The organism is Thermoproteota archaeon, from assembly GCA_003352285.1.
Taxonomy (GTDB): domain Archaea; phylum Thermoproteota; class Nitrososphaeria; order Nitrososphaerales; family Nitrosopumilaceae; genus PXYB01.
Window position 1 is genome coordinate 354,423 of sequence record QQVN01000005.1, and the last position, 26,784, is coordinate 381,206.

The following is a 26,784-nucleotide window of genomic DNA, read 5'->3' on the forward strand; positions in this document are numbered from 1 at the left end:
CTTACAAAAGAGGTATAAATCTAAGAAAAATTAGATAGCAGAATGACTCATCGCGTAGCCGTACTTGATAAAGAATTATGCCAGCCAAAAAAATGTGGTCTGGAATGCATCAAGTATTGTCCTGTGAATAAATCTGGAGCAGATTGCATCATACTAAATGAGGAAGAAAAAAAGGCTCAGATTGATGAAAATATTTGCAATGGGTGTGGCATTTGTGTTAAAGTATGTCCGTTTGATGCCATTACAATAGTAAACCTAGCATCAGAGTTAGCGACAGATAAAGTTCACCAATATGGAATGAACTCTTTTAGATTGTACAAACTTCCAACTCCAAAGAAAGGGGAAGTTGTAGGCTTGCTTGGCAGAAATGGTATGGGAAAAAGCACTGTTGTGAATATCCTGTCAGGAAATTTAAAACCAAATCTTGGAAGGTATGAAAATCCCCCAGAGTGGGATGAAATTTTAAAATATTATAGTGGTACAGAGTTAAAATCTCATTTTGAGAAAATTAAGGAAAATAAAATTAGAGCATCCATAAAACCACAACAAGTACAACAAATAGCTCAGGCATTTAATGGAACAGGAAGAGAATTACTTGCAAGATATGATGAGCGTGGAGTAGCAAATGATCTTATCAAAGATCTTGGATTAGAGAATGCAGTAGATCATGACATTAAAGAATTAAGTGGTGGTGAACTTCAAAGAATTGCAGTAGGAGTTGCAGCTGCCAAGGATGCGGAATTTTACTTTTTTGATGAGCCATCATCATACAACGACGTCTTTCAGAGAGCAGGAGTAGCAAGAGTCATTCATAGTTTAGCAAAAATTGGAAAAAGTGTAATGGTTGTTGAACATGATTTAACACTCTTAGATTATCTTAGTGACTATATTGAAGTTCTATATGGTGAGCCAGCAGCATACGGTATCGTTTCAAGTGTGTTATCAACAAAAGTGGGAATAAACGTATTCTTAGATGGTTATCTTCCAACTGAAAATGTTCGATTTAGGGATAAAAAATTCTCTTTTGATGTATCGTCATCTAGTGACGAATTCTTAGATGCTGATGATGTCATTTCATATCCAAAGCTTGTAAAAAAATATCCCGCATTTGGAGTCACCGTAGAACCTGGAAGAGTACGAAAGGGAGAAATTTTAGGAATAATGGGTGCAAATGCATTAGGAAAAACTACTTTCATGAAGATGATTGCAGGAGTAGAAAAACCCGATGATGGTGAAATTACTAAAAAAATTAAGATAGCATACAAACCTCAATACCTCCAAAATGATATTGATGTTGAAGTGATATCAGTTTTAGATAAGGCAAATGGAGGACAGATTGAAGGCAGTCAGGAAGAAGAGCAGATTGTTGATCCTCTAAAAATCAAAAAACTCTACAATAAATCAGTCAGGAATCTTTCAGGTGGAGAACTACAAAAAGTGGCAGTAGCATCTTGCCTCCTGCAAAAAGTAGACCTTTACGCATTAGATGAGCCATCTGCGTTCTTAGATGTAGAGGATAGAATAGCAGTTGCAAAGTTTCTTCAAAAATTTGTTCGCTCCTATGGCAAATCAGCGATTGTAATTGATCATGATCTACAGTTAATGGATTTAGTTTCAGATACCATGGTAATATTTGAAGGAGAGTCTGGAAAGGAAGGTCATGCAACTGAACCCATGTCAAAATCAAACGCCATGAATCGTTTCCTAAAATCATTAGACATCTCCTTTAGAAGGGATGAAACATCAATGAGGCCTAGAGTTAACAAATCAGAGAGTAGATTAGATAAGCAACAAAAACAGACTGGTAATTTCTATTATAGAAAATGACCAAGATGCTAAAAAAAGCATTGGAAGGTCATTTGACTGAAGATGAAAGTAAGCAGCTTTTTTCAGCATTTGATCAGATAGGTGACATTATTGTCGTAAGAATTCCAGAATCGTTATTATCAAAAAAGAAGATCATCGGTCAAACTCTGTTAAATGAGGTAAAGACAGCAAGATCGGTTTATTATCAGTCATCAGACGTCAAAGGAGACTTTCGTACAAGGGAATTAGAGCTATTAGTAGGACTTGAAGATACTCAAACAGAGTACAAAGAATTTGGATGTAGGTTTATTGTCGATGTAGAAAAAGCATTTTTTTCGCCTAGATTATCTACAGAGAGAGAAAGAATTGCTAGTTTAGTAACGGATGGAGAAACAGTAATCAATCTTTTTGCAGGAGTCGGAATGTTTTCAATATTAGCTGCAAAAAAGAAAAAATGTACAGTGTTTAGTATTGACATTAATCCTGTTGCATCGGAATTGTGTGAAAAAAACATTGCAATAAACAAACTAAAAGGTGCAGTAATCTCAATTAATGGAGATGCATCAAAAGTTGTTAAAAATAATCTAGAAGAAAAGGCAGACAGGACATTAATGTTGTTGCCAGAAAGATCAGATGAATTTTTAGATACAGCTATTTCAGTAACAAAAGATAGAGGTATTATTCACTATTATTCTCACATTCATAGTGAAACAAAAGCTGAAGCTTCAAAACTTTCAGAAGAGCATTTTCTTAACGTGTGTCCATTAAAAGCAGACATACTAAATTCAAAAATTGTCAGAGCGGTTGGGCCTAGATTCTATCAAACTGTAGTTGATGCACGAATTTACAAAAATTAATCATCATCAGATGCAATTGATGATGGAGATGGTTTTGTTGTTGCCATAGTGTATCCAATCCAGGAAATCACACCGAGGACACCGCCTGCAATCATCAATACAGAAAGTTGTAAAACTATAGGACTCCATTCAGATAACATTAGGAGATATGCATAAAGGAAAAAACCTCCTATACAAGAGACAAATATCAAAATTCCAGTTGTTTTCCTTTTATCCATGCGGTTGAAAAATTTTGTTAGTTAATTATTGTTTTGAACTAGTAGTTGAATTCTATGGCCATCATGTATGCGTCCTCCCCATCTCGATAGTAAGATTTCAGACGCTGTTTGATAAAGAACCCTAGTTTTTCATACAAAGTTACTGCTTCATTGTTACTACATCTAACCTCAAGGTAGAGTTCATCACATTTTTTGGATTTGACACCATTCATGGATTCTTCAACAAGGGCATTTCCAATTCCCTTTCTTCTATGTTCATGCAAGACTGCAATCGATACAACATGTCCTTTTTTCACAAAACCCAATTTTTTAAAATTTGAAAATCCATACTCTGTTTTACACATGATATAGCCAACTATTTTTCCGGAAATTTCAGCTACAAGAAATGCCTCTGGAAGCTCTGCAAGTAGGCTTTCGTAAAAATAATCTGAATAATGTTCTGGTAATGTTTTTAGATTAATTTCCATCACAGGAATAAGATCTCGAGGCTCTGCTCGTCTCACACTACATTCTCCAATCTGACGTAAAATTACTTGCATGTCGATACTTCTAGTGTCAGTTATTTAATTTTAAAGCAGTAAAGCCATTAATGTGTAGAAAATGTGGCATAATTATGAGTGAGCCAACTATAGAAGAGGTTGTAGATTTAGTCTCCTCAAAATTTGATGTTATCGAATTTGAGCAAGGACTAGACGCCTTGGGATTTAAGATTAATCAAGACTCCGATCTTAAAGAGCGATTCCTTGATCTTGCATTGAAACTTGAATCTTTGAATTTGATTGGAAAAATAGAATCGGGCGATGATGGTATGTACGTAATCGTTAGGAGAATGCCTCCGAAAAAAAAGAGAAAGTGGTTATCATCATCATGGATGCCAAGAATTCTCTTTGCAATAGTAGTAAGTTTTGTAATGATTGATGGATACTATAGGACTGCTGGGGCAAATTCCATTATCAATATTGGTGATCCTATTGAAATGGCAGGAATTTACACGCTATCACTTTTAGGAATTTTAGGAATTCATGAATTAGGTCATCTAGTTGCCGCGAGATTACACAAGCTAAAAACAACTTGGCCTTACTTTATTCCAGGAATACCAGTGTTAGGTTTTATCCCTACTTTTGGCGCAGTAATTCAATCAAGAGGTCTTACAATTAATCGAGAGATTTTATTTGATGTTGCAATCGCAGGGCCAATAGCTGGACTAGTCATAACAATCATTGTCACAATTTATGGTGCATATACAGCTCCTGTGATTGACAGTGTAATTGCAGAACAATTGTTTGAGGATGCAAGATTAATCGAATGGAGTCAAGGAGAGCCACTCTTTATGACAGGAGCATTGGCGTTGTTTGGCAAGGGCGGAGACACTCATGAAGTACTCATGACACCAGTGCTTTTTGCAGCATGGATTGGATTTCTTATCACGTTTCTAAATTTGCTACCCGCATGGCAGTTAGATGGGGGACACATGGCAAGAACTTTGCTAAAAGAAAAATGGCATAGATATGCAACATATGCAAGTATGGGAGTGCTTGTGTTACTAGGATATTGGTTTATGGCAATGTTCATTTTAATTCTGAGTTCTAGAAATCCTAGTGCACAAATTCTAGAAGAGGTCACACCGCTAACAAGAAATAGAAAAATTGCATATATTATAATTGTAATATTGGCAATATTTTGTGCTCCTATACCAAATGGAATATTATCTTAATAGGAGTCGTGCACCATCAGAGACAACTACTACCTTTTGTCTTGCACCCTGAGTTTTTAGAACATAATCCATTCCATGTTTAATTCCAGAAAGAGAAATCATGTTAAGCTTCTTTGCATAAAACTCAGGAAGTATTGAAACTAATGCAACCTGAAATCTTTTTTGAATTTCATTTAGAAATAGTAAATCCTCCATTCCATTGATGTATTTTGATGGATTTCGAATTTGATCTAAACTCAACCTATCCTCAATATATTGCTGGATAGCATCTGAACCAATCCCCATCTTACACTCTGCAACAAGAACTGCCAATCCATTATCCTTAATGGCGTCACTACAATTCCATAAAGAGTTTAAAGATTTTCCAAGGGTATCATTACTTGCGTCTTTGCCTGTGCTGATAAACATAGTCTTGTGTTTTCCCACATCTTTGATTGCAATAGATTCAAAGGTTTTCGTCAGAGAAATGGTTGATGAGGGATGACCAACTGCAATGTCAACTATTCCCTTTGAGTTTGCCAGTATCTCAATTCCTATAATCTCAAAGTTATCAACAAATTTTTTTGCTTCCTCTAGGCTTTCAGTGGCCTGACAAGGAGTAGGTAGGTTCCCCTTTCTTTTTGCATATGCTGAAAGCATGTTTTCAGTTCCAAATCGTTTGAGCAATCTAGTCGCAATTGTTTCAAATCCAAATAGTCCATCCATTTCTAACTCACTTAAAAATACCAAATTTGAGTTAGTCAAGCTTGATTCTTCAAATTCTGATATGATGCTGCCTTCTGGAAGACCTTGTTTTACAAGATTTAGAATTTTTCTATCAGATAAAATTCTTGGAATAGGCCTTGATTTTTGTTCACATGAAGAAAACAAGATGGAGATGATTTTTTGAACTGCTTTTGAGTGGTGTAACACCACTAACTCAATTGGTTTAGTTGTGTCTAACGAATTTAATTTTTCAGCAATCTGAGTATCTTCAAGTATTTTGCCATCAGAATCAATATTTTCTTCTAAATTCTCTGCCCTGATGTCCAAAACGACATCAGTAATTCCATAATTTAACCAGATTTCAGGCATAATACATTGAAAAAACAAACCAAAATAAATCCAGTGTAGTTAATTTTGGTATGGAATTTGTAAAAGAGTTTGCAACATTTTTGTTCCAAAAAGGCTCGATCAAGTTTGGAGATTTTACCCTAGCCAGTGGAAAAAAGAGCTCATACTATATTGATTTGAGAGTAGTTCCAAGTTTCCCTCATCAATTCAGAAAGATGGTCAAATATCTCCAAAATCAAATAATAGAAAAGACAGGATTGGAGAACTTTGATTCTTTAGTTTCAGTCCCAACTGGAGGATTAATTATTGCGTCTGCATTAGCGATTGAGACAGTAAAACCGTTAATCTATGTAAGAACCAAACCCAAGGATTATGGTACTTCAAAATCTGTTGAAGGATATTTTGAGAAAGGTATGAAAGTATTGATGATTGATGACGTTGCCACTACTGGCGGTTCTGTGATAAATGGAATTAAATCATTAAAACAAGAAGGATTAGAGATTTCAGATACATATGTGATTATTAATAGAATGGAAGGCGCCACTGAGGCTTTACGTGATGAAGGAGTTAAAATGCATCAATTAACAGACATTATGGAAATCACTAAAATTCTTTATGAGCAAAAAATGATTTCGGAAGAAATTTTAGATAAGGTAAAGATGCAGACAGGAACAAATTGATTGGCAGCTCAGTCAAATGCCTTTACATCATGATTCAGATATAACTCTGATTCTTCATTGCGGCCGTACAAATTACCTATGAGTTATTTTTAAAACTAATTGAAAAAACATGGGCCCGAAGGGCTTCGATCCCTTGGCTCACCGGTTATGAGCCGGTTACTCTACCAAGCTGAGTTACGGGCCCCACGCAAATGAGGTTTTATCCTTGGTATAAAATGTTATAGAGATTTAGCAATATGCTTCATAACAACTATCAAGCAACAAATTTTGTGCAGATATTGATTTGTCTGCAATTTGTAGTAATTTTTCTTGATCAGTTGTTGAATTCTCCAAGATATTTCTCCATGATGCTGCGTGTCGGATATCTGCTTCTGTATGAAGTTTAAAGTATTCAATTGCCTGAGCGCTTGTAATTCCATAAAATTCTGCCAATCCTTCTAATTTTGTTTGACTGATTTTTGGAATTTCTTTTTCAAAAGCATACATTGCACATGCACCACTCTCAAATGAATTCATCAGAGATGATAATTGTGAAACAGCTTGTCTAGTTTTTTCCAATCCATTATATTGTTGCAATTCATTTTTTGGGACACCTAGAGAATCTGCAAATTCTATCCAGGGTTGGATGTGTTCGGATTCTTCTTTTTGGTTAGCAGAAAGCTCAGCAACAAGGGAATCAGGTGCTTGATGTATAATTGGTGTCATGAAATTTGGGACTTCTTTTACTAGTTGAAAATATTCTTTTGAATATCCAGTAAGTGATTCTATACTTAATTTTCCATCTGACCACATTTGGTAAAATGGGTGTTTTAGTAAACTTCTTTCTTCTATCTTTTCATCAATTTTTTGAATTAGTTGATTCATATCTCATATCCAAATTCTCCGTTAAAAAAGTCTTTTTCGTTTCCAAAGGATTTTAAATAAAGAATGACCCGATGCAAACGTGCTCCTGTGGTGTAGTCCGGTCAAGCATACCGCCCTTTCAAGGCGGTGATCCCGGGTCCAAAATCATTTGATGGAAATCCCGGCGGGAGCACCAAGATTTAATTAGTAATTGAAAAGAATTTTGGATAGAGCTGTATTTGGATAGAAAGAATATAGAAATTAATCCTCTTTTGGAAACTTATGGTCGTTATATCAAGAAAATTGATGAAGTTCTAGAAGCTGAATTGAATCTCTATAGCGAATCAGAGTTCATAGAACCATTAAAGTACTCAATTCATGGAGGCAAGAGAATTAGGCCAATAATTTTGGTTTTGGCTGCAGAAAGTGTAGGAACAGTTGATGAAAATACCTATACTGCTTCATGTGCAGTCGAATTTCTCCATACAGAATCCGTCATTCACGATGACATTATTGATGATGAAACCCTAAGAAGGCAAAAAGATCCATTCCACATAAAATATGGATACAACACTAGTATTCTTACAGGCGATTTTGTTTTAGGATTAATTCTTAATATTTCATCAAAAATTAACAATCCAAGGATAACAAAAGATCTTGCCACCACTGCAATGTTGATGAGTGAGGGCGAAATGATTGAGGGTCAGCTAGAAGCAAGTGAAGATGTAACCTTTGATGATTATCTAAAGGTGATAGAATATAAAACAGCTACTGCATTTGAGGTAGCGGCTAGAATTGGCGCCATCATAGGAAAAGGTTCTGAAGAAGAAATAGAAGCACTAACAGAATATGGAAAGAATATCGGAATTGCTTATCAAATAAGAGATGATTTACTTGATTGGAAGAACGAAGACAAATTATTTAATTTGCTAATTAAAAAGAGTCACGATCCAAGAGATGTTTTTAATCGAATGGAAGATTTGCTAAAAAGTTATTCTGAGAAAGCTAGAGTAGGATTAAGAAAGATTCCAGATAATGATGCAAAGAGTAATCTTGAGCAACTAATTGCATTCACTAGTTTTAAGGCGTAATACCTAAACTTAGTGATGGGGCAGCACTTTCTGCAAAGTTGATTATTGGATCTGGATAGACACCAATTCCAACCATGAATATTATTGAGAATATCATTACTGCAATGATTGACTTTGGTTCTTTGACTCTCTTTTGTGTCTCACCCTCAAAGTACATCTTTCTCATAATCCAACCATAGTATGCCAAAGATAGTGCACTGTTTAGCACTCCAGCTATAGCTAACCATGGGGCCCACCATACAACTGTACCAGCATCTAGTGCAGAGCCAAATAACATTAGTTTACTCCAAAAACCATTTAGTGGTGGAACACCTGCAAGTGCAAATAGTGAGATTACAAGACCCAATGATGTGATAGGCATTCTTCTACCAAGTCCTTTGATCTTATCCAAATGAGTTACAGCAAGAGTCGTAACAATTCCTGCAACTGCAATAAACGCTGCACCTTTCATAACAGAATGATTAAGAATATGGAATAAAGAGCCAGAAAGTCCTATCTGTGAGAACGGTGCAACTGCCAATCCAATCAAAATGTAGCCTGCATGAGCAATACTGGAATATGCAAGCATTCTTGAAAGATTCTTTTGCATTATAGCAGCAATGTTTCCTATTGTCATTGTCATTACTGCGATGATTCCAAGTGCAAGAGTCCAATCAAGATTTAATGCCACAGTTCCCATCACAATTACTCGAATCGCTGCGGCAAATCCAGCCTTCTTTGTACCGGCTGCAAGTAATGCAGTAATTGTTGGAGGTGCTCCTTCGTATGTATCTGGCAGCCACATGTGGAATGGAACTAATCCCATCTTGAATCCAAATCCTGCTATGAACATACCTATAGCAAGTAATGCAAGAGGTAGCAATTCTGGATCTACTGTAGCAAATCCTTGCATTACTTCGCTGATGTTAGTAGAACCAGTGATTCCATAAGCCAAAGATATACCGTAAACGATTATTGCTGATGACAAAGCACCAAACAAAAAGTACTTGAGTGCAGCTTCGTTTGAGCTTGGGTTCTTTTTCATAAATCCTGCTAAAATGTATGTTGGAATGCTCATTAGCTCCCATGCAACAAATAACATTACCAAGTCAGTTGCATAAGCAACAAGAACCATACCAATTGCAGAGAGTAAAATCAGTGAATAGTAAACAGCAGAATGACTCTGCTTTCTCATGTAATTAAAAGAGCCAACTGTAGTCATTATTGCTACAATTAACATTGCAATTGCAAAGAGACCACCAAATGTGTCATCAACTAAAACACCTGAAGAAAACATTGCAGCAGAGAGAGTCTTCTCACTGACTAGTTGATAGATGACATAGCCGATGGATGCAATTAGGGCACCAAATGCAATTACAGCATAAAATGAATTGCTTCCCTTTTCTTTTCTAGCTATGCTAATTACTGGAAGAATTACACCTATGGTACCAAGTATTGCAATTATTATCATTGGTGTTGAAGTAATTTCGATCATCCATTAATCACCTAAATCAACAATATCAGAACTACGAAGAGTAGTCCTGCTCCAAATACGAATAGATATGATTGTGCAACACCAGTTTGAGTTCCCTGAACTACTTTTGCGCCCCATCCTACTGCTTTTTGTAATCCTACATTCATGCCATAGTCAATTGCTGTCTTCTCAAAGTAGCGGAATACACCACGTGCTAGCCATAATGGTGCTACAACAAAGCACCAATAGATAATTGCATTAAGATACCATCTGTTTAACATAACTTTGTGAATTCCATAGAAGAAGAGATTAGAGTTTACAAATTTGACAGGATCAACCCATCTACCAATATAGAATATGTATCCAAGTCCAATTCCTATGGCAAATGCTACCAATGATGCACCCAATGCAACGGGGTTAAGTCCCTGTAGGAATTCAGGCAATATTGAATGCTCATCTGCATGATGTAAGGAATGAATTCCAAATGAATGCTCCAAATACTCTGCAAATAATTCGTGTATTCCACCTTCTACTGACAATCCAATAATTCCTATTCCAATAGTCAAGACTGCAAGAATACCATATGGTACCCACATTGACAATGGAGCTTCATGAATGTGATGTCCTTCGGATTCCATCTTTTCAACGTGCTTGCTCTTTGGACCAAAGAAGACCATTCCAATCATTCTTGTTGTGTAAAATGCTGTAATGATAGCAGTAAGTACTGCAATTGCAAATATTGGCAAGGCCCATTCGTTTCCTGATTCATACACTGATGCAAAGATTGCATCTTTACTCCAGAAACCTGTTGTGATAAATGGAGCTCCCATCAGACCAAGTCCTGCTGCCCACATAAACGCATAAGTCTTTTTCATGTGTTTTCGCAGACCACCCATATCTGTCATAAATCGTGAGCCAACAATATGCAGTAACGAACCGGCTGCCATGAAGAGCGAAGCCTTAAACATTGCATGAGATATCAAGTGGAAAAATCCTGCAGTATAACCATCAACAAATTGTTCAGATAAACCTGCAATGCCTAATGCCATCATCATATATCCGATTTGAGAACCTGTAGAATATGCAAGAACCTTCTTAATTTCTGGATTGACCATACCTTGAGTGGCAAGCAATAATGCAGTTATAGCACCAACCCATGCAATAATTTCAAAGAACTGATCTGCTAGAATTCCTGCTGCACCTAATGCAAAGAATAATGGTCCTAATCTTGCTACAAGGAATACGCCTGCCTTTACCATCGTTGCTGCGTGAATTAGAGCAGAAACAGCAGTAGGGCCAGTCATTGCTTCAAGTAGCCATTCATTTAGTGGGAATTGTGCAGATTTTCCTATCGCTCCACCAAATAGCAACACTGCTGCAGGTATAAGCAATCCTTGGGCAGACATTGTAGTTGCCCATGTAGTATCTTCTAGTAATTCTCTAAATCCAAATGTTCCAGCAAATGCAAATATCAAAAGCATTCCAGCAATCATCATCACATCACCAACTTTGGTCATGATGAAAGCCTTCATCCCTGCATGAGTTGGAGAATAATAATCAAGTAAACCTAGAACAGTACGTCCTTCTTTTCCAACATAGTCTTTCTTTTTATCACGATACCAAAAGCTAATCAATGCATATGATGCAAGTCCTACACCTTCCCAACCAAAGAATACCTGTAACAAGTTATCAGAAAGAACAATCAGCTGCATCGAACCAATAAAGAACATCATCCAGAACCAGAATCTTACAATATCTTTATCGCCTTTCATGTAACCAGTGCTGTAAATCATGATAAGGAAAGATATCCAACCAACAACGTTTGCCATGATAATTGCAATTGGATCAGCTAAGACTCCAGCTTTAATTCCAATTGCATTTATCCAGTTAATCTGATCATGCACCTCATGAGCTTCTAATGCAATTGGAAGCAAAGATGCTGCAGATAATGCACTCATTAGGGCAAATGCAACTGCAACATAACCCGTTGCTCGTTTAGAGGCTTTACCAACACCTGGAATAATCATTGCTGCAGCAAATGGCAGTATCCAGATTAGCCAAGCAGCATACTGACCAATATCAAATCCCATCATGTCAGCCATACTCTAAGCCCCCAACACTCCACTCATGTATGGAACAATTGTTTCCAAAAAGATATCAGGATAAAGTCCAACTACAATTGTAAATCCTGCTAACACCATCATTGGTGCAAGCATATACCAACTTCCATCTTTTACATTAGAAAGATTTTCAGGTAGTTTTCCAAAGAATACTCGTTTTAGCATCCAAAGAATGTATGACATTGTTAATGCGGTTGCAACAAGACCTAGTCCAAATGTTACGTATCGTAGTGTAGAGCCTTCTTCAATTGCAGTCTCTAGTGCTCCATAGAACATTATCCACTCACCCATGAATCCACTTGTTGGTGGAACACCCATTATTGTAAGGGCTCCAATTACTGCACATACTGCAGTGATTGGCATCTTGCCTGCAAGTCCACCTAACTTTGAGATGCTTCGGGTGCCAACTTTTACTATAATTATTCCAGCTGTCATGAAGAGGATTCCTTTTCCTAATGCGTGTGTAATGTACATCATCTCAGCTCCGGACATTCCCAAAACAGAGTAAGAGCCTATTCCAAAGAGAAGATATCCCATCTGGCTGATGCTAGAATATGCAAATAATCTTTTGAGATCATCTTGCATTAATGCCATTGCGCCACCATAGATCATTGTAACCAATCCCCAAACGTGGAACCAGATTGCCAAATCTGCAAATGTCATTGGCAGGAATTCAACAATTAATCTAAAGATACCATATGCACCAATTCCAATCATTACTGGCGATAAGAGAGCACTGATTGGAGTAGGAGCTGCACCGTGAACCCAGGGTAACCAAATATGGAACATGAATGCTGCAAGTTTTACTCCAAGTCCAATTGCTATTGCTACTGCAGACAATAACAGTACATCTTGAGGAATTTCTGATTCGCGAATATCTGCAAAGTCAAAGCTTCCAATTGAAAGACCAATCATCAAAAATCCTAAAAGAAGAACTACTGCACCAACATGGGTCCAGAATAGAAACATTAAAGCTATTTTTCGTCTTGGGCCATCACCCCAAAAAGCAATCAAAAAGAAACCAGGAATCAGCATTACCTCAAAGAAGATGTAAAATTCAATGAGGTTTGTTGCAAGGATTGTTCCAAGCATTCCCATTGCAAATACAAGAAATAGTGCAAAGTAGATTCCAGATTGTTTGTTGATATGTGAGTTTAATTCTGAAGAGTCAACCAGTGTTGTTGTCTGTCCAGAGCCTTCAGCTGCAGCCTCTTTGTTATTTTCTTCAAATTGTTCTTTGAATTTGTGAACCATGTATGGTTTTGAGTACAAAGCCAAGATGGTACTGAGAACATAGATCATTATTGCAAATGGTGATGCTAGACCATCAAGGACAAATCCAAATTCGCCAAATAGTTCGGTCCACTGATAATGCTCTTCATATGTTCCGTTGAGTGCAGTCAAAATTACGAGAGCAGTACAGTAGAGTAATACTCCAAATGTAAACCATGTTGCTGCGTTTGGTCCCGCGTTTCTACCTATAATGTAGGCTACTGGTGAGAGTAATAGAGGCAAGAATACTGCCTGCATTAATGCAAATTCCATTATCCCTTCAAGCTCCTAAATTCAGCAATGTCGACATTCTTGTACATTCTGTAAGCAACAATAATCAATGATAAACCGACTGCCACTTCTGCTGCAGCAATTGCAATTGAAAACAATGCTAAAGTTTGTCCACCGCTATGAGGTAGGAATCTAGCAAATGCTACCAAGTTAAGATTTGCAGCATTAATGACGATTTCAACTGCAAATAACATTCTCAAAGCATTTCGTTTTACGGATAATCCATAGATACCAATGCCCAAAAGAGCGATTGAGACAATTACAAAATCAATTAGTTCGTTGCTCATCTGAAATATCCTCCCGTCTAGCTAAAACCAATGCGCCCGTTACAGCACCCGATAAGATTAATGCCATTGCAATAAGTGCAGGCCAATAGTAAGTAAGAAAATCAGTACCAATCTCTCTAAAGTCTACTGGGGGTTCATCTGTAGTAATACTCTTTATACCAGAATCCATGATGACAGCACCTAATGCAGTCATGAAGACTAGCATTAATGCAATTCCAGCAAATTTTCTTCTTGGGTCTTCAATTTTTTTGAAGATTAATTCTCTTCTCACAAGCATAACTGTGAACAAAATCAATACTGCAATAGAGCCAACATAAACTGCAAGTTGGAACATTGCTACAAATGGTGAATCAAGTAGCAAAAAGAATCCAGCTACACCACCTAGTGTACCCATTAATGCAATTGAGCCATAAATTAAAGATCTTAATTCTAATGCTGCAATTGCAGAGCCAATTGTTAGAACAGATAATGCTAGAAACGCAGCATCAGCCATGAGTTGCACCTCTATCAGTAATTATTATTTCAGCATCTTGTTGAACATCAGGTTTTACCTGTAGTTGAGCTGGTGTGTATATCAGTCCCTCTTTGGAATAAGATGATAACTCATAATCATTAGTCATGTATAATGCATAAAATGGACAAGCATCAACACACAATCCACAGAATACACATTTTCCGTAATCAATTTGTGGCATGATTGCTTTTTTGTTTTGTTTCCACTCTTCTGGAACTTTTACCATTGCAATTGCTTCAGCAACACCTTCGCATGCTATAGAACAGAGCTGGCAACCAGTACAATGGTCATGAAATAGCATGTGTCTTCCTTTGAGACCTGCAATACCAACACCCGTTGTTGGATCAAATTGATAACCGTCACCTACGAATTTGAGTTTTTGTTCAGGGTATCTTAGTGTGAAACGCTTTACAGCTAAATGCTTTATTCCTGAATTTAGTGCTTTGATAATTCCACTAGCAGTTCCCATTACAAAATTCCCCCAGGACCAAATACTCCAGCATAAAGCAAGGTGAGTGCTATAAAGATGTTAACGAATGCAAGACCAATTAATTTGTACCAACCAATTTTCAATAACATATCAATTCTAATTCTTGGGAACACACCTCTTGGGAGTAATATGAAAAAGATTACAGATACTGTTTTAATTACAAACCACAAAACGCCATTAAGCATTTCTTGTGAAAATACTGGCAAACCAGGAATCTTTGCAGTGATTGGACCTGCAGTTATACCCTCAGTGATTATTTCTTCTGGGAAGGGAGGCCAGATCATAGGTCCATGCCATCCACCTAGGAAGATCACTACAAACAATGCAGCAAATGCATATAATTTCAAGTAAGAACCAAGTTGAACTAGTCCATACATCATTCCAGAAAATTCAGTTAACCATCCAGCAACAATTTCACTTTCTGCTTCTGGAAGATCAAAAGGAATTCTTTCTAGCTCAGCTAGAGCACATATGAAAAATACAATTGCACCAACTGGCAAAAAGATAATCCAAGGGAATGAAGACTGGGATTCAATAATCTCTGTAAGATTTAGAGTTCCTGTAAGAATAACAACGCCAAGTAATGATAAGATTAATGGAATTTCAAATGAAACCATTTGGTGAAGTGCTCTAATTCCACCAATGAATGGGAACTTGCTGTTTGCAGACCAAGCAGATAAGATTGTAATTATTGGGAAGAAACCAATTACGGCAAATACTGCAATTAGACCAATGTCTACATCTGCAACAACCCATCCTCCAGGAGCTACTGGGATTAATGCAACGAATGCAGCAGCTGCGCCCACAAACAAAAGTGGTGCTGCAATAAAGATTGGCTTATCGGACTTTGCAGGAATGATAATTTCTTTTGAGATTAACTTTAGGCCGTCTGCCATTAATTGTAATATTCCCTCGACTTTTCCACAGTAAAATGGTCCAACTCTGAGCTGGAGTTTTGCTAGCATTTTTCTTTCAACAAAAATTGTGCCAGCTGCTAATAGTGCAGCAAAACCAAATCCAGGAAATGCAGCAATTCTAAAAATGTCTGTAAACATTAGTGCTTTGATTAGGGGCAAGGTACGAGACGGATCTGCTAGCCATGTAAGTGCCAGGAAGGGGTTTACAAGTTCTCCATTAACTATTGGTAGGTCAATGTAAAACAACATAATTTGGACAAGAGGAAGTCCAACCAGAGTCAACAGTACAATTATCCAAAATACGTTATCAAGAACGTACTTTAGAAAATATCCCAGCCGGAATTTTGGTGCAATAATTGACATTTATCGGTCAGCCTCCACTGGCCAATAGTTTAAACTCCAATAAACTGCTGGCATGTTACCGAGTTTTTCACCTTTGAGAAGATGTGGCATACAAATGAGATTTCTAAAGGAACCAACACTGAGTTTTAATCTGTATGGTTCTGGTTTGTTATTTGAAACAATGTGACAGCCAAGAGAACCTCTGCCGGATTCTACTCGTCTGTAAACAGATTCATCTCCACCTTTTGGATTTGGTTTCAGTTTTACACGTACAGAACCGGACTTTGGCATTTTAGCTAATGCATCACGAATTATTCTACAGCTCTCAAGCATGTCAAGCCATGGAACTTTTGATCTTGCATAAGAGTCACCTTCTTTGAGTACATTTGTTTGAAAATCAAGTTCCTCATATGCATCGTATGGTTCTTTCTTTCTAATATCAAAGTCAACACCACTTGCACGCAATACAGAGCCTGTTGTTCCAAGTCGAATAGCATCTTCACGAGATAAAATTCCTGCATCCTGTGTTCTTGCAATTAAGATTGGATTATCATAAAAGATTGGACCATATTCACGAATTCTCTTTTCAAAATAATTTACTTGTCTAAGACAAACATCTTCAAAGTTTGCTGGTAAGTCATTTCTTGTACCACCTGGAACAAAATATGCGTGTGTAACTCTAGCACCTGTCATTTTTTCAAGCAAGTCGATTAAAAGTTCACGATCACCTGCAGGCCACATAAACATTGTAGAATGTCCTAGGAATATTCCATAGATTGCCAACCAGTATAATGTGTAGACACATCGGTTTAGCTCAGATGCAATAACTCTAACATACTTTGCACGTTCTGGAACTTCAATTCCTAAAAGGTCCTCAACACCCAAACAATATGGATACAGTACATTACATGAATCATGAATTACTGGTCTTTCAAGATGAGGAATGTTTGTAATGTAATTTCTATACTCTGCCATCTTTTCTTCTCCTCTATGGACATATCCAGGATCAGGATCACATGATACAATATAGTCACCATCAATTTTGATTATCAATCGCATGTGGCCAGAACCAGGATGTTGTGGTCCAACATTGAGAGTCATAATTCTCTCATCTACGCTTTCGACTGCTAAACCTGGAGGTAGTTGTTTACTCATCTCTATCTTCCCTTTATCCTAAAGTCCTTTCTTAATGGAGGTAAATCTGCCCAATCTTCTGGGAGAAGTAATCTGCGATTATCTGGATGATCTTCAAAGAAAACACCTAACATCTCAAAGCATTCTCTTTCATGAAATTCTACGCTGTAAAATACATCTCTAAGACTTGGTAACCTAGTGGAATCCTTACCAGGACTTGGTTTGTCTTCTCTTGGAGCTCTTGTAGATAGAGCTAAGATTTGTTTTGCTAAAGTAGGATCAGTATAGGAACCTAGATGGTAAACTACTTCTATTTCTTTATCAGCAGGATAATCTACACCGCTTACAGATTCTGCATGATCAAAATTTAATTCATCGCGAATGAACTGTGCAACTTCTTTAACATTTTCTTTGCTTGCTTTGACGCCAATTCTATTTGGTTTTACAAAAGTAATTTCTGCCTTGTCATTGAATTTTTTTGTAATCTTATCAGCAATTCCTTTTTCAAATTTTGGAAGCTCTGGTTCTTTCTTTGCTACTTCCTTTTTTTCATCAGCGGCAGCTGGTTTTGTTTCAGTACTCATTAGACAGTCTTCCTAGCCTTCATTCTCTTAATTTTCTCCTGTAGGAGCATACATCCTTGTATAAGAGTTTCAGGTCTAGGTGGACATCCTGGAACATACACATCTACAGGTAACACACCGTCTATGCCAGGAAGTACGTTGTAGGAATCAAAATAGAGTCCTCCGGTGATTGCACATGCACCCATTGCAATTACATACTTTGGTTCTGGCATTTGATCATATACAAGACGTAGTCTTGGAGCCATCTTTCTTGTGATTGTTCCTTGTACAACAACAAGATCACATTGTCTAAGGGAACCAAATGCTTCAATGATGCCAAATCTTTCAACATCGTATCTTGGTCCTGATGCTGCACCAAATTCTACACTGCAACAGGCCGTTTCGATGTGAACTGGCCATAATGACCAAATTCTTGACCAATTGAGTGCATAACCTAGTGGTTGATCAACTGCCTTTTCTAAAATATCTCCCAACTTGCCAACAAACACATTAGCGGTTTGTGGAGTCACAAGATCTTTTAGCATTTTATTTCCTGTCCTCCATTATACTCGGATTATAACTTGCGATTACCAAATGTTTCGTCTCCCTGATTGATACAGTGCAAATGCCATTGCTGCAAACATAATTGCTAAGAATCCAATAATTGGAAGAGTGGCGGCTTTTGGAAGATTCAGAATTGTGCTTCCCCATGCATAAAGAAAGATTGCCATAACATCAAAGACAACGAACATGAGAATGTATGCATAATATTGCATCATAAAATGAGTACGACCTTCGCCCTTTGGAACTTGACCACATTCCATTGGCAAAAACTTTACAGGATTGCTCAATCTTCTGGGTGCAATCATTCTTGAAATTAAAAGTGCGGGAGCTGTTGCAGCTACTGCAAACCCAAACATCATCAATATAGTACTATAGTTAGCCGCTACTTCCCCTACCAAAGTAGCTTTGAAACCCTGAAGATGGTATAAAAAGCTATGCTCGGTTTTTGGATCGCAGATTTTTCTTTAAGTAAATTTTTTGCAAAGTCCTTAATATGACTAGATCTGTTTTTGAAATATGGCCCTCAATGTAGGTGACAAGGCTCCAGCTTTTGAGCTTGTAGATACAGAACTAAAAATGAGAAAGCTTGACGAATTCAAAGGGAAAAAAGTCATTTTATCATTCTTTGTAGCTGCAAGTTCTCCAGTATGTGAGACTGAAATGTGTACTTTTAGAGATTCATGGAAAGAAATTTCTAATCTTGGCGCACAGGTAGTAGCCATTAGTAACGACGGACCTTTTGCAAACAAAGCATTTGCAAAACAACACAACATTAACTTTCCCGTACTTGGTGACTATACCAGTAAGACCATTAGAGCTTACGATGTTCTAATGCCAGATCTCCTTCATGTTAAAGACTACAATGCAGCAAAGCGTTCTGTCTTTATCGTAATGGAAGACGGTACGATTGGTTACAAGTGGGTTTCTGAAGATCCATTAAAGGAACCAAACTATAACGAAATCAAAGAATTTCTAAAATCAAACTAATTTTTCTTTTTTATTATTCGATTTCTGCGATGACATCATTTTTTGCAACAGAGTTGCCTTTCTTTACTTTGATCAATTTTACAACTCCATCCTTGTGAGATTTTATGCCAACTTGCATCTTCATTGATTCTAAAGTACAGATTGTATCACCTTTTTTCACTGATGCACCTTCTTCAACTGCAATTGAGACAACCTTACCAGGAATTTGGCTGTGTAATGCCAATTTGGAATCACCTGCTCCTGCACCACCAGAGTTTTTGTAAACTATTTTATCCAAATTGATGTGTTTGTTGACTATCATTGGTACTCCATCAACAACCATGTTTAGCTCCGCAGTGGAGGTCTGGAGGTATTTGACTGTATGATATTGTTGGTCTAAGACAAATTCTATTCCTTTAGAATCCATTTGCAAGATTTTGATATTTCTGTCATCCCCGTTAATTTTGATTGTATACTCATTATTTCCATGATTTTGGAGAATTTCTCCGTTGAAGACTTGTTCAATATCTTTGATTTTGAATTCCATCATTAGCTCACCTATAATCTACTCTTCCATGTGGAATTAGCATCAGTAGAATCTTTCACTCTGCTCTTAAAGTATTCCGAGTGGATTATTGCTGCAGCAAGTGCTGCTTCTTTATTTTTTTCTTTATCAGCCTTGATGTCTTCTGTTAATCTATCAATAATTCCATATCTTTTCAAAAAGTCAGTAGAGAGTTCACCCTTCTTGTATTCTTCCGTTCTAAGAATTGTTTTGTATAATGGAATTGAAGTTTCTACTCCTTGAATGTAGAAATCATCTAATGCAGTAAGCATTCGTCGTCTTGATTCATCAAATGTTGGTCCCCATGTACATAATTTTGCCATCAATGAATCATAAAATGGTGATACAGTACAACCAGAATACAAGTAAGTGTCACAACGAACGTTTGGTCCAGATGGAATGTTTACTTCAGGTACAGGTCCAGTTGATGGTGCAAAATCCAAAAATGTATCTTCTGCATTAATTCTACATTCAATTGCATAACCATTCATTTTTAGATCTTTTTGTTTGAATGGAAGTGGTTCTCCGTTTGCAATATCAATTTGCAGCTTTACAAAGTCTAGTCCTGAAACCATTTCGCTAATTGGATGCTCTACTTGAAGTCTGGCGTTGATTTCAATAAAATAAAATTCTCCATTATCTGCTCGTAAAAATTCAGCAGTACCAAGATTTGTATAATCTACTGCTTCTGCTGCCTTTACTACAAGTTCACCAACTCTTTCTCTTGTTTTTTGGTCTACAACAGGAGAAGGTGTTTGTTCAATTAGTTTTTGATTTCTTCTTTGGATAGAGCACTCTCGCTCAAAGAGATGTACTGCATTCCCATGCTTGTCTCTGCACATTTGATACTCAATGTGACGGGTTTTTTCTAGGAATTTTTCAACAATTATAGCAGATTTTCCAACGGCTGCAATTGATTCTGAAGTTACTGTTTCAAATCCCTCTCGTAATTCTTTATCATTAGTTACTAATCTAATTCCTCTACCTCCTCCACCATAAACTGATTTCAAAAGTACAGGGTAGCCAATTTCATTTGCAATCTTTTCAGCTTCAGCTGCATCTTTTACTAGACCAGGACTACCTGGAACAGTTGGAACCTTAGCTTTGAGCATTGCAGCTTTGCATTCCATCTTATCACCACAGAGATTCATAGAATCTGCTGAGGGTCCAATGAAGTTGATTTTATTATTCTCACATAATCTTGCAAAGTCATCATTTTCTGAAAGGAATCCATAACCTGGATGAACTGCATCTGCTCCAGATGATTGAATTACTTCCATTATCTTTTCTTGATTAAGATAACTCTCCTTTGGAGCTGCTTTACCGATATGATATGATTCTGTTGCTTTTTTAACATGTAGAGAGTTTGTATCCTCATCAGAATAAACTGCTACAGTTTTAATTCCAAGTGCTTTACATGTTCGAATTACACGTAAGGCAATTTCTCCTCGGTTTGCGATAAGGACTTTTTCAATCATTTTTACTCACAAATTGATATTTCCATGTTTTCTTGGAGGTTGTTTGTCTCGCTTGTTAGCAAGCATTTCAAGTGCTTTTATTATCATAGGTCTTGTTTGGGAAGGATCAATAACAGTATCTACGGAACCATTTGCTGCAGCAACGTATGGGTTATCAAATTTTTCTGCAAAATCATCGGTTAATTGCTTTTTTAATTCATCAGGATTCTTTGCGGCATCAAGATCTTTTTTATTCATAATTCTAACAGCAGCTTCTGCACCAAGAACTGCAATCCTAGCAGTAGGCCATGCATAGTTTACATCTGTGCGAAGATTTTTGCTTGCCATTGCAATGTATGCGCCACCATATGCTTTTCCAATAACCAAAGTAATCTTTGGAACTGTTGCCTCACAATATGAAAAGAGTAGTTTACTTCCATGACGAATAATTCCGTTATGCTCTTGATTAGAACCTGGCATATATCCTGGTGTATCTACCAAAGTAATTATCGGAATGTTAAATGCATCACAAAATCTTATGAATCGTGCTGCTTTATTTGATGAATCAATATCTAGTGCTCCTGCTAGATTGAGTGGTTGATTTGCAACAATGCCAACTGTTCTTCCATTCATTCTTGCATATCCAACAATAATGTTCGGTGCAAATAATTCGTGGATTTCAAAAAATTCTCTGTTATCAACAATTGAAAAGATAATTTCTTTCATGTCGTATGGTTGCAATTGATTTTCTGGAACTAAATTGATTAAATTATGATCAGTTCTGTTAGGATCATCATCAGTTTTTACAATTGGTGGTTCTTGGGTATAATTTTGTGGAATATAAGATAGTAATTTTTTGATATAATCCATGCATTCGTATTCATGTTTAGCTACAAAGTGTGCAACACCGCTTTTAGAACCATGAGTCATTGCACCACCTAACTCTTCATATGATATCTCTTCTCCAAGTACAGTCTTTACAACATCTGGACCTGTAACGTACATGTTACCAATTTTTTCAACCATAATAACAAAGTCAGTCATTGCAGGAGAGTATACTGCACCACCAGCAGAAGGACCAACACTAGCAGTAATCTGTGGAACTACGCCTGATGCAAGTTCATTATGATAAAAGATGTCTGCAAACCCATCAAGACTAAGAATTCCTTCTTGGATTCTAGCGCCACCAGAATCTGCTATACCAACAATAGGACATCCTGTTCGAATTGCATGATCCATAAGTTTTGTAATTTTTTTAGCACCCATTTGGCTTAATGTTCCACCGAGTACTGTAAAGTCATATGCAAAAACAAAGACTTGTCTTCCATTTACTGTTCCATATCCTCCAACAACTCCATCACCAAAAAACTTCTTCTTTTGCATATCAAATTCATGATAATGATGAGTTGTTAATGCATCAACTTCAGTAAAACTTCCTTCATCAAGTAAGAGATCTATTCTTTCTCTAGCTGTTAACTTTCCTTTTTCATGCTGTGCTAAAATTCTGTCTTGTCCACCACTTTGGGCAGCCTGCTTGTTTTTTTTCAAAAATTTATCTATTTTTTCAGAATGCATAGCCGGCGATCTGTGAAAACTTTTTACCTATATTATTTTGTCGGATCTACTCTCTTAATTTGTCTCGTCCGCCTTTTGCGGTTCTAAAGACATTCATCCCAATGTGGAAATTCTCATAGAGATGGTCTAATTTTTTGAGATCAACTTCTGCCTTTGCAATTTGTTGTGGTGTTGCATCAGAATTGTTTTTTAAAGAAGATAATCGTCTTTGTGCTTCTTCACGAATCTCTTTGATTCCATTTTCATAGTTTGATGTTCCACCATACTCTGGACTTAGAATGTATTCAGGCTTGTAGGGAGGAATCTGATCTGATGGCGTCTCTACTTTTTTGGCTATTTCGGCAATCTCCTCAGGAGTGTATTCTTTTGGTTTTGGTGGCTCTTCTTTTGCCTCAACTGCTGTTTCGGGAGTTTTTGCAGTATCTTTTTTCTCTTCAGTAGCAGTTTTTTCCTTTTCGTCAGCCAATATGCTGTTACCTAACAGGGGGTAAATTTTAAGTTTTGATTAAAGAGTGGATCAATACAAGGAATACCAGAATATTTCGTGATTATCTTCCATAGAAATTCAGTTTTTGATGATTTGTAATATAAAAACACCTACTTGTAAGATGTCCAAGTGCTAATTATTTTGAGAAAAATGCTAGTGGTAATATGAAAATTTAGTTTTCGGCTTCATATACTATTTTCTTGCTCTTCTTCTATGTTGAAAGAGATACCATCCCCCAAAGTAGATAATCTGTCACTTGTCGACATTCATCAGTTTGTTTATGAAAGATTTTTTGAAGCAAAAAACCACAGTGATTTGAATGAGCTAATACGATTCCATACAAACAACAAGTATTTGTTTATGGCACATAGTCCAAACCAGCTAAATAAGCTTGGTAATTTAGTTGCAAACAAAAGCAGAGATAATCCTAAAGAGGTCTTTGAAAAATACTATCTCATTATGAGAAGTCTTTTACAAAAAAATCCTACAAATAGATCACATCTTAATACAATTTATCATATAGTTGGACACTTTTCAAAAGATCTTACAAGGGAACAAAAAAATGAATTTTCAAAGATGGTAGAAAATCTGAAGAGAGATGAAAAAGAATTAAGAAATATTCTATTAACATTAAAAAATTGGACTATGAAATTTGACAAGAGGTATTTGATTAGACAGACATATTTTTTGTTATTTACATAATATTACCACTAGAGGAAAATTAGATTCATGCTTTTATTCAATTGTGAATACTATCTAGTATGCAACAAACAGAAAATAAACCAATTATAATTAAGATAAAAAAATTAGATATCAATCAAAGTTACTTTTTTGGAATTGCGTTGATAAACGAAAAAGAATACAAAATTAATGTTCAGGGACATTGGAAAGAGAAATTAATTAAATTGCCAGTTTCATACCCAAAACAAGAACGTGTTTTAATCAGGTTCTCCGGTGAGAATGGTGTATTTATTGAAGATGTTGTCTCTCATAAAGGCAATTCAGAGTGGATAGAGATAGATTCTGATGAAATTCTTCATTATATTGGAGATCATCAGGATGAGCTTGATACAATTGAAGTGTACTTGAAAGAATCATAATTTTTCGATGTAATCTGCTTTTTTGTGTGCAAGAAAGATCATAAAAACCCCGAATCCAATTACGCCAATTGAAATCTTCTCAGCAGTGATTTCTTGGGAAGTGTAAAAGTCAGTCACAAAGTCAGGCCCCCAAACAATTAGATTTTGGATAGGAACTATTATTGCGGTAATAATGAAAAGAACTCCAAATGCACTAAAGACATTTTTTGCAAACTTCATTTCATTGCTTGCTTGATAATACGAGGAATCTTTTCAAGCGGTTGATTTTGAATTATCTCTCCATCAAATTTGTAGTCCTTTCCTTCAACTGCTTGTCCTCCTACTAATACAGGTACCTTATATTGTGAATTAATTTTACTAACCAAGCGCTGTCCAGATTTTATGTTGTCCTCAAGTGTTATGGAAACAAAGACTGCATGTGGCTTTTTGTCACTGATAAAACTTAGGACAGATTCTGTTGGAGCAGATGGAGATATGTTGTAAACATGATATCCCTTGCTTTGTAAGAATGATTGAATGACATTACATCCAAGATTATGTTCTTCACCTGATGGAGTACAGACAAGAATTTTGTCTTTCTTCTTTATTACAGAATTTCTTTCTGTAATAATGCTAACAAGCTCTTTTGCAATGTTGCTTGATACATGCTCTGTGGCAACGCTTAATTCGTTTGATTCCCATAAATCTCCAATCTTATACATTACGGGTTTGAGAATTGAATCATAAAAAACGTTGAGAGTGTTTGTTTTTTCAAATGATTCAAAGATGTCAAGACATCTATCAAGATCACCTTTGGTTAATGCGTTGAACAGTTCTTTTTTGACTTTATCAATGAGCTTTTGATTTTTTTCTACGTTTTCTCCTGAATGTGTTGTCAGAAAAGAAAGGATTTTTGGATCTTTGCGGTAATCTTCAGGAACATCATTTAATTTTACAAGTGATGCTTTGCCAAGATACTTGATAATCTCTTGTCGTGAAGTATTCTTTTTAGAATCCCATTTGCTTTTGACAAGATAAAGATACTTGTCTCCTTTTACTGTTTTAGCTCTAACATACACCATGCTAATCCCTCTTCCTTCCTCGTGGTTTTGTACGCAGGACTGCCTTACAGCAAGGACACCTCACATCAGGAATTGAGAAAAAGAAGCCACAGAAGGTGCATCGCTTATGACCTTTTTCATAACGCATTCCATTTGGAAGTGATTCTGCTTGAAGTATTTGGCATACTCCCTTGCATGAGCGTCCCATCTATTGCTCACTCCCGAATTGTGGGTTTGATTTTTTATTTTTTAATTTCATCATAATCATATTTTTCACCATAAAAAATTTGGAATCATCCCAAATCTAATGGGATGTTCATACTTCCCCATGGCTCATTGATTCTAAAAGAATAACTCTTTGATGAATCATATTCGAAAGTTGTTCCTCCATAACCAATGTTTGGTCCAAAGAGCATTGTGAATTCTTTTGCTTCACCTGGTTTCAAAACAATTTGACCGTTGGTAAAGTCCATTCCAGAATACTTGTATGCTTTTGAGCCATCTGTAACATCATAGCTACATATTGCGGGGCCTGTACATGAGAGTGCGACGTTATCACTTGATCCTGTATTTTCTGCTAGCATTTTAACAGTTAAGAGTGCTTGACCAGAGGAGCTTATTTCAAACTCGACTCCAGGATAATAGAAAGTGACAGGTCCAACATTATATGGAGTTGAATTTTCTTTGTATTCAATCAAAGTTAATTTTTCTTTAACTTCTTTTTCACAATCTAATCTCTTGTATGCCTTTGTAATTTCCTGACATGCTTCAAGCTCTGCTTGCAATGCAGCGACTTTAGAATTATCAGAAGATTCTACTGAAGCGCTCTTTACTGTATCCTCAGCCATTGAATCGGTTTGTACAGAGATAATTCCAATCTTCATTAAATGCTGTAATCCATTTACAAATTCATCATCACTAACCAAACCGTCTGACCACCATGCTGCACTGGTTTTTACCCAGTCAGGTACGACATCAGATTTCTCACCAGATACACTTGTTGTAGGAACAACTAGAATTCCTTCCTTTATCAAGAATTGAATTCCTTGTACAAAATCAGAATCTCCGATTTGTCCATCCGCCCACCAACCTGCATTGGTCTTAATCCATGCTGGTACTTCTGCGCTTGCACTTTGTGCAAGTGGTAGTAGTACCAAAACAGTAGCAATAACAGCGATTTTTGTTTTCATTAGCACTAGTTTGCTCTTATAGTATATAACTAGTGCTAAATTGATCACCTAGTGGTAAAAAAACGGTCACTAGAAAAGCGAGGAATGATAATGACTCGGTGTGACAGGTTAATGCTCGAGGGGGATTCTTGCATTCTAGGAACCAATTTGTCACGCATGCTCGTTCCTCGCAACTAACATTGGTTCGATTTAGTA

General features: G+C 36.7%; 31 protein-coding genes and 2 tRNA genes. 9 read left to right on the plus strand and 24 right to left on the minus strand.

The features are described from left to right. Nucleotides 1-42: 42 nt before the first annotated feature. Nucleotides 43-1,827 (plus strand): ribosome biogenesis/translation initiation ATPase RLI, encoded by a 1,785-nt coding sequence (locus DWQ18_08255; protein ID RDJ33143.1) that lies wholly within the window; start codon nucleotides 43-45, stop codon nucleotides 1,825-1,827. A 5-nt stretch (nucleotides 1,828-1,832) separates the two neighbouring features. Then, on the plus strand, nucleotides 1,833-2,663 hold the full coding sequence (locus tag DWQ18_08260) for a class I SAM-dependent methyltransferase family protein (protein ID RDJ33450.1): 831 nt from the start codon (nucleotides 1,833-1,835) through the stop codon (nucleotides 2,661-2,663). Here the strand turns inward: DWQ18_08260 and DWQ18_08265 are convergent. Together DWQ18_08265 and rimI are read right to left on the minus strand one after the other, a co-directional pair. Beyond that, nucleotides 2,660-2,881, minus strand: a complete 222-nt coding sequence (locus DWQ18_08265) for a transcriptional regulator (GenBank protein ID RDJ33144.1) — start codon at nucleotides 2,879-2,881, stop codon at nucleotides 2,660-2,662. The genes DWQ18_08260 and DWQ18_08265 overlap by 4 nt on opposite strands. A 38-nt stretch (nucleotides 2,882-2,919) precedes the next feature. Then, nucleotides 2,920-3,420: a ribosomal-protein-alanine N-acetyltransferase gene (gene rimI / locus DWQ18_08270; protein ID RDJ33145.1), complete on the minus strand. Its 501-nt coding sequence runs from the start codon at nucleotides 3,418-3,420 to the stop codon at nucleotides 2,920-2,922. A gap of 74 nt (nucleotides 3,421-3,494) precedes the next feature. Between rimI and DWQ18_08275 the strand changes: the two genes are divergently transcribed. Beyond that, the gene (locus DWQ18_08275) at nucleotides 3,495-4,595 is read left to right on the plus strand and encodes a site-2 protease family protein (GenBank protein ID RDJ33146.1); all 1,101 of its coding nucleotides are present in this window, start codon (nucleotides 3,495-3,497) and stop codon (nucleotides 4,593-4,595) included. Here the strand turns inward: DWQ18_08275 and DWQ18_08280 are convergent. Beyond that, nucleotides 4,587-5,669, minus strand: a complete 1,083-nt coding sequence (locus tag DWQ18_08280) for a transcriptional regulator (protein ID RDJ33147.1) — start codon at nucleotides 5,667-5,669, stop codon at nucleotides 4,587-4,589. The two genes, DWQ18_08275 and DWQ18_08280, sit on opposite strands and share 9 nt — an antisense overlap. Before the next feature lie 50 nt (nucleotides 5,670-5,719). Between DWQ18_08280 and DWQ18_08285 the strand changes: the two genes are divergently transcribed. Then, a complete protein-coding gene (locus DWQ18_08285; GenBank protein ID RDJ33148.1) occupies nucleotides 5,720-6,328 on the plus strand; it encodes an orotate phosphoribosyltransferase in 609 nt (202 codons plus the stop codon). Nucleotides 6,329-6,438: 110 nt separating this feature from the next. Here the strand turns inward: DWQ18_08285 and DWQ18_08290 are convergent. Together DWQ18_08290 and DWQ18_08295 are read right to left on the minus strand one after the other, a co-directional pair. Continuing rightward, a tRNA-Met gene (locus DWQ18_08290) sits at nucleotides 6,439-6,512 on the minus strand. 44 nt (nucleotides 6,513-6,556) lie between these two features. Then, complete coding sequence (locus tag DWQ18_08295) at nucleotides 6,557-7,192, minus strand: pyrroloquinoline quinone biosynthesis protein PqqC (protein RDJ33149.1); 636 nt, start codon at nucleotides 7,190-7,192, stop codon at nucleotides 6,557-6,559. A gap of 81 nt (nucleotides 7,193-7,273) precedes the next feature. Here DWQ18_08295 and DWQ18_08300 point away from each other — a divergent pair. Both DWQ18_08300 and DWQ18_08305 read left to right on the plus strand, forming a co-directional pair. Next, nucleotides 7,274-7,367 (plus strand) — tRNA-Glu (locus tag DWQ18_08300). Nucleotides 7,368-7,410: 43 nt separating this feature from the next. After that, nucleotides 7,411-8,262, plus strand: coding sequence for a polyprenyl synthetase family protein (locus tag DWQ18_08305; GenBank protein ID RDJ33150.1), 852 nt, complete (start codon nucleotides 7,411-7,413; stop codon nucleotides 8,260-8,262). Here the strand turns inward: DWQ18_08305 and DWQ18_08310 are convergent. The 11 genes from DWQ18_08310 to DWQ18_08360 are packed head-to-tail and all read right to left on the minus strand — an operon-like array spanning nucleotide 8,252 to nucleotide 18,565. Beyond that, nucleotides 8,252-9,736, minus strand: a complete 1,485-nt coding sequence (locus DWQ18_08310) for an NADH-quinone oxidoreductase subunit N (protein RDJ33151.1) — start codon at nucleotides 9,734-9,736, stop codon at nucleotides 8,252-8,254. The two genes, DWQ18_08305 and DWQ18_08310, sit on opposite strands and share 11 nt — an antisense overlap. 11 nt (nucleotides 9,737-9,747) lie before the next feature. Then, nucleotides 9,748-11,817 (minus strand): NADH-quinone oxidoreductase subunit L, encoded by a 2,070-nt coding sequence (locus DWQ18_08315; protein ID RDJ33152.1) that lies wholly within the window; start codon nucleotides 11,815-11,817, stop codon nucleotides 9,748-9,750. A 3-nt stretch (nucleotides 11,818-11,820) separates the two neighbouring features. Beyond that, nucleotides 11,821-13,380: a formate hydrogenlyase gene (locus tag DWQ18_08320; protein RDJ33153.1), complete on the minus strand. Its 1,560-nt coding sequence runs from the start codon at nucleotides 13,378-13,380 to the stop codon at nucleotides 11,821-11,823. Beyond that, nucleotides 13,380-13,685, minus strand: coding sequence for an NADH-quinone oxidoreductase subunit NuoK (locus DWQ18_08325; protein ID RDJ33154.1), 306 nt, complete (start codon nucleotides 13,683-13,685; stop codon nucleotides 13,380-13,382). Before DWQ18_08325 ends, DWQ18_08320 begins: the two co-directional genes overlap by 1 nt. After that, nucleotides 13,666-14,178 (minus strand): NADH-quinone oxidoreductase subunit J, encoded by a 513-nt coding sequence (locus tag DWQ18_08330; protein ID RDJ33155.1) that lies wholly within the window; start codon nucleotides 14,176-14,178, stop codon nucleotides 13,666-13,668. The genes DWQ18_08325 and DWQ18_08330 overlap by 20 nt, the downstream gene beginning before the upstream one ends. After that, a complete protein-coding gene (locus DWQ18_08335) occupies nucleotides 14,171-14,668 on the minus strand; it encodes an NADH-quinone oxidoreductase subunit I (protein ID RDJ33156.1) in 498 nt (165 codons plus the stop codon). The genes DWQ18_08330 and DWQ18_08335 overlap by 8 nt, the downstream gene beginning before the upstream one ends. Then, entirely contained in the window at nucleotides 14,668-15,969 is a 1,302-nt protein-coding gene (locus tag DWQ18_08340) for an NADH-quinone oxidoreductase subunit H (protein RDJ33157.1), read from the minus strand. Before DWQ18_08340 ends, DWQ18_08335 begins: the two co-directional genes overlap by 1 nt. Further along, a complete protein-coding gene (locus tag DWQ18_08345) occupies nucleotides 15,970-17,103 on the minus strand; it encodes an NADH-quinone oxidoreductase subunit D (protein ID RDJ33158.1) in 1,134 nt (377 codons plus the stop codon). 2 nt (nucleotides 17,104-17,105) lie between these two features. Next, nucleotides 17,106-17,666: an NADH-quinone oxidoreductase subunit C gene (locus DWQ18_08350; protein ID RDJ33159.1), complete on the minus strand. Its 561-nt coding sequence runs from the start codon at nucleotides 17,664-17,666 to the stop codon at nucleotides 17,106-17,108. Beyond that, entirely contained in the window at nucleotides 17,666-18,190 is a 525-nt protein-coding gene (locus tag DWQ18_08355) for an NADH-quinone oxidoreductase subunit B (protein RDJ33160.1), read from the minus strand. Before DWQ18_08355 ends, DWQ18_08350 begins: the two co-directional genes overlap by 1 nt. A 42-nt stretch (nucleotides 18,191-18,232) precedes the next feature. Then, nucleotides 18,233-18,565, minus strand: coding sequence for an NADH-quinone oxidoreductase subunit A (locus DWQ18_08360; GenBank protein RDJ33451.1), 333 nt, complete (start codon nucleotides 18,563-18,565; stop codon nucleotides 18,233-18,235). Nucleotides 18,566-18,725: 160 nt separating this feature from the next. Between DWQ18_08360 and DWQ18_08365 the strand changes: the two genes are divergently transcribed. Further along, nucleotides 18,726-19,196 (plus strand): peroxiredoxin, encoded by a 471-nt coding sequence (locus tag DWQ18_08365; GenBank protein RDJ33161.1) that lies wholly within the window; start codon nucleotides 18,726-18,728, stop codon nucleotides 19,194-19,196. Nucleotides 19,197-19,209: 13 nt separating this feature from the next. On the opposite strand, the gene DWQ18_08370 is transcribed toward DWQ18_08365, so the two are convergent. The 4 genes from DWQ18_08370 to DWQ18_08385 are packed head-to-tail and all read right to left on the minus strand — an operon-like array spanning nucleotide 19,210 to nucleotide 23,238. Beyond that, nucleotides 19,210-19,722 carry an acetyl-CoA carboxylase biotin carboxyl carrier protein subunit gene (locus DWQ18_08370; GenBank protein RDJ33162.1) on the minus strand — a complete coding sequence of 171 codons (513 nt, stop codon included), beginning with the start codon at nucleotides 19,720-19,722 and terminating at the stop codon, nucleotides 19,210-19,212. Nucleotides 19,723-19,733: 11 nt separating this feature from the next. Continuing rightward, complete coding sequence (locus DWQ18_08375; protein ID RDJ33163.1) at nucleotides 19,734-21,218, minus strand: acetyl-CoA carboxylase biotin carboxylase subunit; 1,485 nt, start codon at nucleotides 21,216-21,218, stop codon at nucleotides 19,734-19,736. Between the two features lie 6 nt (nucleotides 21,219-21,224). Next, nucleotides 21,225-22,772 carry an acyl-CoA carboxylase subunit beta gene (locus DWQ18_08380; GenBank protein RDJ33164.1) on the minus strand — a complete coding sequence of 516 codons (1,548 nt, stop codon included), beginning with the start codon at nucleotides 22,770-22,772 and terminating at the stop codon, nucleotides 21,225-21,227. 46 nt (nucleotides 22,773-22,818) lie between these two features. Beyond that, on the minus strand, nucleotides 22,819-23,238 hold the full coding sequence (locus DWQ18_08385) for a hypothetical protein (protein RDJ33165.1): 420 nt from the start codon (nucleotides 23,236-23,238) through the stop codon (nucleotides 22,819-22,821). Nucleotides 23,239-23,472: 234 nt separating this feature from the next. On the opposite strand from DWQ18_08385, the gene DWQ18_08390 reads away from it, so the two are divergent. Together DWQ18_08390 and DWQ18_08395 are read left to right on the plus strand one after the other, a co-directional pair. After that, nucleotides 23,473-23,961, plus strand: coding sequence for a DUF1722 domain-containing protein (locus DWQ18_08390; GenBank protein ID RDJ33166.1), 489 nt, complete (start codon nucleotides 23,473-23,475; stop codon nucleotides 23,959-23,961). Between the two features lie 59 nt (nucleotides 23,962-24,020). Then, nucleotides 24,021-24,359, plus strand: a complete 339-nt coding sequence (locus DWQ18_08395; GenBank protein RDJ33167.1) for a hypothetical protein — start codon at nucleotides 24,021-24,023, stop codon at nucleotides 24,357-24,359. Here the strand turns inward: DWQ18_08395 and DWQ18_08400 are convergent. From DWQ18_08400 to DWQ18_08415, 4 genes are all read right to left on the minus strand, one after another. Further along, nucleotides 24,354-24,578, minus strand: coding sequence for a hypothetical protein (locus tag DWQ18_08400; protein ID RDJ33168.1), 225 nt, complete (start codon nucleotides 24,576-24,578; stop codon nucleotides 24,354-24,356). The genes DWQ18_08395 and DWQ18_08400 overlap by 6 nt on opposite strands. Next, complete coding sequence (locus DWQ18_08405) at nucleotides 24,575-25,420, minus strand: histidine kinase (GenBank protein RDJ33169.1); 846 nt, start codon at nucleotides 25,418-25,420, stop codon at nucleotides 24,575-24,577. Before DWQ18_08405 ends, DWQ18_08400 begins: the two co-directional genes overlap by 4 nt. Nucleotide 25,421: 1 nt before the next feature. Further along, on the minus strand, nucleotides 25,422-25,607 hold the full coding sequence (locus DWQ18_08410; protein RDJ33170.1) for a hypothetical protein: 186 nt from the start codon (nucleotides 25,605-25,607) through the stop codon (nucleotides 25,422-25,424). 85 nt (nucleotides 25,608-25,692) lie between these two features. Beyond that, nucleotides 25,693-26,589 (minus strand): peptidase, encoded by an 897-nt coding sequence (locus DWQ18_08415; GenBank protein RDJ33171.1) that lies wholly within the window; start codon nucleotides 26,587-26,589, stop codon nucleotides 25,693-25,695. Nucleotides 26,590-26,784: the final 195 nt, after the last annotated feature.